We start from the raw sequence: 5,186 nt of genomic DNA on the forward strand, positions 1-5,186 counted from the left end.
ACCGGGGCCGATGCACCGGCGGCGAAGCTGCTGGCCGAGGCGGCCGAGAAAATCACGTCGTTCCGCGAGGTCGCGGCCCAGGTGCACGGCGCATCGGATGGCGCGCGCACCGATGCCGCGCCGGCCAGCGCTGCGCTGCTGGCCGCTGGCCTGGCTGCCACGGCGCCGAGCGCGCCGGCGGAAGCCCCGACGGTCGTCCACCTGCCGACCCCGGTGGATGCGCCGGAATTCACGCAATCGCTGGGCGTGCAGGTCAGCGTGCTGGCCGCCGACGGCGTGCAGCAGGCCGAATTGCACCTGAACCCGGCCGAGATGGGGCCGATCTCGGTGCAGATCGCGATCGACGGCAGCCAGGCGCAGGTCGATTTCGGCGCCGACATGGCCAGCACCCGCCAGCTCATCGAGAGCGGGCTGCCGGAGCTGGCGTCCGCGCTGCGCGATGCCGGCTTCACGCTGACCGGCGGCGGCGTCTCGCAGCAGGCCCGCCAGGGCTCGCCGGACGGCGGCCAGGGCCGCGGCGAGGGCGGTTCGCGCTCGCGCAGCATCGGCGGCGTCGAGGCGGCGGAAGCGGCCGCCCCGCGCCGCAGCACCGCCCGCGTCTCGGCCGGTGGGCTCGATCTCTACGCGTAGCCCGGATGYCAATCCGGGTCGGCCGTGCCATGCGTTCCCGGATTGCCATCCGGGCTACGAACGACCGAACGGCCTCCTTTTCCCCCGCTTTTCGCGCTTTAGGATTTCCGCCCGTTTTCCATAATTTCCCCATTGCAACCCGTGAGTGCGGCGCCGTCGTGGCGCTGCCGAACGGGCTCCAACGAGGGAAATGTCCATGTCCACTGCCGTCGCCGACGCTCCTGCCGGTGCAGCCCCGAAGGGCAAGAAGAAGCTGATCATCATCGTGGCCGCCGTGCTCGCGCTGGTGCTGGGCGGTGGCGGCGCCGTCGTGGTGATGAAGAAGAAGGCCGCCGCGGCCGCCGCGGCCGCCGAGGAAGAAGACGGCGACGACGCCGGTGCCGCCGCGCCCGAGAAGCATGCCAAGGACGAGCACAAGACGGTCCCGACCTTCGTGCCGCTCGAGGTGTTCGTCGTCAACCTGGCCGACAAGGATGCCGAGCGCTTCGCGCAGATCGGCGTCACGCTCGAGGTCGACGACCCGAAGTTCGCCGAGCAGCTGAAGGTCTACATGCCGGCGATCCGCAGCGGCATCCTGATGGTGATGTCGCACAAGACCTCGCAGCAGCTGCTGGACGGCGACGGCAAGATCCAGCTCGCCAGGGACGTGATGCGCGAAGCGGTGCTGCCGCTGGGCATCGAGGTCGACGCCGACGACGCGGACGACGACGCGTCCAAGGGCAAGAAGGGCAAGAAGAAGCGCAAGGCCGCGGTGCACAACCCGGTCACGCACGTGCACTACTCCACCTTCATCATCCAGTGACGCCGCATCCGCTCGTCACCACCAGGCCCACCCCATGAACCAGCAGATCCTCTCGCAAGACGAAGTCGATGCGCTGTTGCAGGGCATCACCGGGGAAAGCCAGAAGCTGGAAGAGGAAGAGGTCCAGCACGGCAGCATCCGCAATTACGACATTGCCAGCCAGGAGCGGATCGTCCGTGGGCGCATGCCCACGATGGAGATCATCAACGAGCGCTTCGCGCGCAACATCCGCATCGGGCTGTTCAACTTCATCCGCAAGAGCCCGGAGATCTCGATCGGCGGCATCAAGGTGCAGAAGTACAGCGCCTTCCTGCGCGAGATCGTGGTGCCGACCAACTTCAACATCGTCTCGGTGCGCCCGCTGCGCGGCAGCGGCCTGGTGGTGTGCGACCCGACGCTGGTGTTCGCGGTGATCGATTCGCTGTTCGGCGGCGCGGGCAAGTTCCACACCCGCATCGAGGGCCGCGATTTCTCGCCGACCGAGCAGCGCATCATCACGCGCCTGGTCGACGTGGTGACCGAGGAATACAAGAAGGCCTGGCACGGCATCTACCCGCTCGAGCTGGAATACCAGCGCTCGGAGATGCAGCCGCAGTTCGCCAACATCGCGACGCCGAGCGAGATCGTCGTGGCCACCAGCTTCACGCTGGAGATCGGCGACACCACCGGCACCATCCATTTCTGCATCCCGTACTCGACGCTGGAGCCGATCCGCGACGTGCTGTATTCGACCATCCAGGGCGACAGCAACGAGCCGGACAAGCGCTGGGTCAACCTGCTGAAGCAGCAGATCCAGTCGGCCGAGGTCGAGCTGGTGGCCGAGCTCGCGCAGGCCCCGGCCACCGTGGAGCAACTGCTGTCGTTCAAGCCCGGCGATTTCATCGAGCTCGACCTGCAGGCCGGCATCCAGGCCAAGGTGTCGGGCGTGCCGGTGTTCGACTGCCACTACGGAACCTCCAACGGCAAGTACGCCTTGAAGATCGATCAACTGTTGACCGGCTCGTCGATGAGCTGGTTGGGGGAAAACAATGTCAGCTGACAACGCAGCGCCGTCCGAAGAGGACGCGATGGCCGCCGAGTGGGCCGCCGCACTCGCCGAGACCAAGCCCGAGACCGCCTCCGAGGTGCAGAACGCGGCCGAGCAGGTGTCGCCGGTGGCGTTCACGAACTTCGCGTCGGGCGCGGGGCCGTCGGCGCCGAACGACATCAACATGATCCTGGACATCCCGGTGCAGCTCACCGTGGAGCTGGGGCGCACGCGGATCCCGATCAAGCACATCCTGCAGCTGGCGCAGGGCTCGGTGGTCGAGCTCGACGCACTGGCCGGCGAGCCGATGGACGTGCTGGTCAACGGCTACCTGATCGCGCAGGGCGAGGTGGTGGTGGTGAACGACAAGTTCGGCATCCGGCTGACCGACATCGTGACGCCCAGCGAGCGCATGCGCCGCCTGAGCAAGGGTGCCTGAGCGATGTCGCCTGCGATCACGTCGTTCATGTGGTTCGTCGCGATCATCGCGATGATCCCGGTGGCCCTGTGGCTGCTCAAGCGCACACCGATGGGCGGTGCCGGCGGGCTGGGGGTGATGCGCAGCGTGGCTGCGCTGCCGCTGTCGTCGAACCAGCGCCTGGTCACCGTCGAGGTGGGGCAGGGCGAGCAGCGGCGCTGGCTGGTGCTGGGCGTCACGCCGCAGAGCATCACCGTGCTGCACAACATGGCGCCGCAGGCCGAAGCGGCACCGCCGCAGATGCCGGCCGTGCATCCCGCTTTCGCGCAGATTCTTTCTCGCCTGCGCCGTGACCAGGGGTCGACCGGTGAACGCTGATCGTTTCTTTTCTTTGGCCCTCGTGCGCCGCATCGGCACGATCGCTGCCTTGACGGTGTTGTCGGCCGTTCCTGCAGCGGCTTTAGCGCAGGCTGCGCCGGGCGGTGGTGCCGCGCTGCCGCTGCTGGTGGGGCAGGGGGCGGGCGGTACCAGCTACTCGGTGCCGATCCAGACGCTGCTGTTCTTCACCGCGCTGTCGTTCCTGCCGGCGGTGCTGCTGATGATGACGGGCTTCACCCGCATCGTGATCGTGCTGAGCCTGCTGCGCCAGGCGATGGGCACGCAATCGGCGCCGCCGAACCAGGTGATCGTCGGGCTGAGCCTGTTCCTGACCTTCTTCGTGATGAGCCCGACGCTGGACAAGGTCTACGCCGATGCCTACCAGCCGTATTCGGAGAACAAGATCGCCTTCGACGAGGCGCTGAAGCGCGGCGAGGTGCCGATGCGCGCCTTCATGCTGAAGCAGACGCGCCAGGCCGACCTGATGCTGTTCTCGAAGCTCGCGAAGGTGGATGCCGCGGTGAAGGCCGCCGACGTGCCGTTCAAGGTGCTGGTGCCGGCCTTCGTGACGAGCGAGTTGAAGAGCGCGTTCCAGATCGGCTTCCTGATCTTCATCCCGTTCCTGGTGATCGACATGATCGTCGCGAGCGTGCTGATGAGCCTGGGGATGATGATGCTGAGCCCGGTGCTGGTGGCGCTGCCGTTCAAGCTGATGCTGTTCGTGCTGGCCGATGGCTGGAACCTGTTGCTGGGCTCGCTGGCCGCCAGCTTCTCGACCTGAACTCACTGAAGAGATTCCGATGGATTCCCAACAAGTCTTCACGCTGGGCCAGCAGGGCCTGTACCTGCTGCTGATGGTGTCGGCGCCGGTGCTGCTGGTGGTGCTGGGCGTGGGCCTGCTGGTCAGCATCTTCCAGGCGGCCACGCAGATCCACGAGCAGACGCTGTCGTTCGTGCCGAAGATCGTCGCGGCGGTGGCGGTGCTGATGTTCGCCGGGCCGTGGATGCTGACCACGCTGGTCGAGTACGTGCAGCGCACGCTGACCGCGATCCCGACGGTGGTGGGCTGACGCCACAAGCCGTTCGCCCTGGGCAATCATGCTCACCTTCACCGACGCCCAACTCGCCGCCTGGCTGACCCCGCTGCTGTGGCCGTTCATCCGCGTGCTGGCGCTGTTCAGCAGCGCGCCGCTGCTGTCGCAGAAGAACGTGCCGGTGCGGGTGCGGGTCGGCCTGGCGTTCCTGATCACGATCAGCGCGCAGGCCTCGCTGCCGGCGATGCCGGTGATCCCGCTCGATTCGCCGATGCTCTACGCGGTGGTGCTGCAGCAGGTGCTGATCGGCATCACGCTGGGCTTCTCGGCGCGCATCGTGTTCGCCGCGATCGAGTTCGCCGGCGAGCTGGTCGGGTTGCAGATGGGGCTGAACTTCGCCGGCTTCTTCGACCCGATGAGCGGTGCCGAGGGCAACGCGGTGGGCCGCTTCTTCGGCATCATCGTCGGCTGGCTGTTCATCATCATCAACGGCCACCTGCTGATGATCGCGGCGATGGTGCAGAGCTTCCAGGCCTTTCCTGTCAGCGCCGAGCCGTTCAGCTTCCTGCGGGTGCTGCAGCCGCAGTTGTGGGGTGCCGAGGTCTTCAAGCTCGGGCTGTGGATCGCACTGCCGATGGTCACGATGCTGCTGTTCGTGAACCTGGTGATGGGCGTGATCTCGCGCATCGCCCAGCAGATGAACATCTTCGCGGTCGGTTTCCCGATCACGCTCGGCGTCGGCCTGGTGGGCGTGCTGCTGACGCTGCCGATGATGCAGGCGCCGTTCACGATGGCACTGGAGCAGATGTTGAGCAGGTTTCAGTAGCGGTTCGTCGCAATGGCTTCCTGCGTTGTCTTGCGGAGGTAGTCATCGAGCGTGCGGAAGGCTTTCACTAC

8 protein-coding genes are annotated in these 5,186 nt (G+C 66.7%); all 8 read left to right on the top strand.

Annotated elements, in window-relative coordinates:
• Nucleotides 1-630: flagellar hook-length control protein FliK (locus AC1DXV_RS30875; RefSeq protein WP_477937281.1), on the top strand; the 630-nt coding region annotated here is incomplete at its 5' end.
• 196 nt (nucleotides 631-826) lie between these two features.
• Nucleotides 827-1,432 carry a flagellar basal body-associated FliL family protein gene (locus tag AC1DXV_RS30880; protein ID WP_477937283.1) on the top strand — a complete coding sequence of 202 codons (606 nt, stop codon included), beginning with the start codon at nucleotides 827-829 and terminating at the stop codon, nucleotides 1,430-1,432.
• 34 nt (nucleotides 1,433-1,466) lie between these two features.
• Nucleotides 1,467-2,471 (top strand): flagellar motor switch protein FliM, encoded by a 1,005-nt coding sequence (gene fliM, locus AC1DXV_RS30885; protein WP_047500482.1) that lies wholly within the window; start codon nucleotides 1,467-1,469, stop codon nucleotides 2,469-2,471.
• A gap of 28 nt (nucleotides 2,472-2,499) precedes the next feature.
• Nucleotides 2,500-2,898 (top strand): flagellar motor switch protein FliN, encoded by a 399-nt coding sequence (fliN, locus tag AC1DXV_RS30890; RefSeq protein WP_369820469.1) that lies wholly within the window; start codon nucleotides 2,500-2,502, stop codon nucleotides 2,896-2,898.
• 3 nt (nucleotides 2,899-2,901) lie between these two features.
• Nucleotides 2,902-3,255, top strand: a complete 354-nt coding sequence (locus AC1DXV_RS30895) for a FliO/MopB family protein (protein ID WP_477869563.1) — start codon at nucleotides 2,902-2,904, stop codon at nucleotides 3,253-3,255.
• Between the two features lie 22 nt (nucleotides 3,256-3,277).
• On the top strand, nucleotides 3,278-4,036 hold the full coding sequence (fliP, locus tag AC1DXV_RS30900) for a flagellar type III secretion system pore protein FliP (RefSeq protein WP_477869569.1): 759 nt from the start codon (nucleotides 3,278-3,280) through the stop codon (nucleotides 4,034-4,036).
• Nucleotides 4,037-4,055: 19 nt separating this feature from the next.
• Complete coding sequence (gene fliQ, locus AC1DXV_RS30905) at nucleotides 4,056-4,325, top strand: flagellar biosynthesis protein FliQ (protein WP_477869565.1); 270 nt, start codon at nucleotides 4,056-4,058, stop codon at nucleotides 4,323-4,325.
• Between the two features lie 28 nt (nucleotides 4,326-4,353).
• Nucleotides 4,354-5,115 carry a flagellar biosynthetic protein FliR gene (gene fliR, locus AC1DXV_RS30910; protein WP_477937285.1) on the top strand — a complete coding sequence of 254 codons (762 nt, stop codon included), beginning with the start codon at nucleotides 4,354-4,356 and terminating at the stop codon, nucleotides 5,113-5,115.
• Nucleotides 5,116-5,186: the final 71 nt, after the last annotated feature.

It is taken from the genome of Rhizobacter sp. P3_C12, assembly GCF_056402735.1.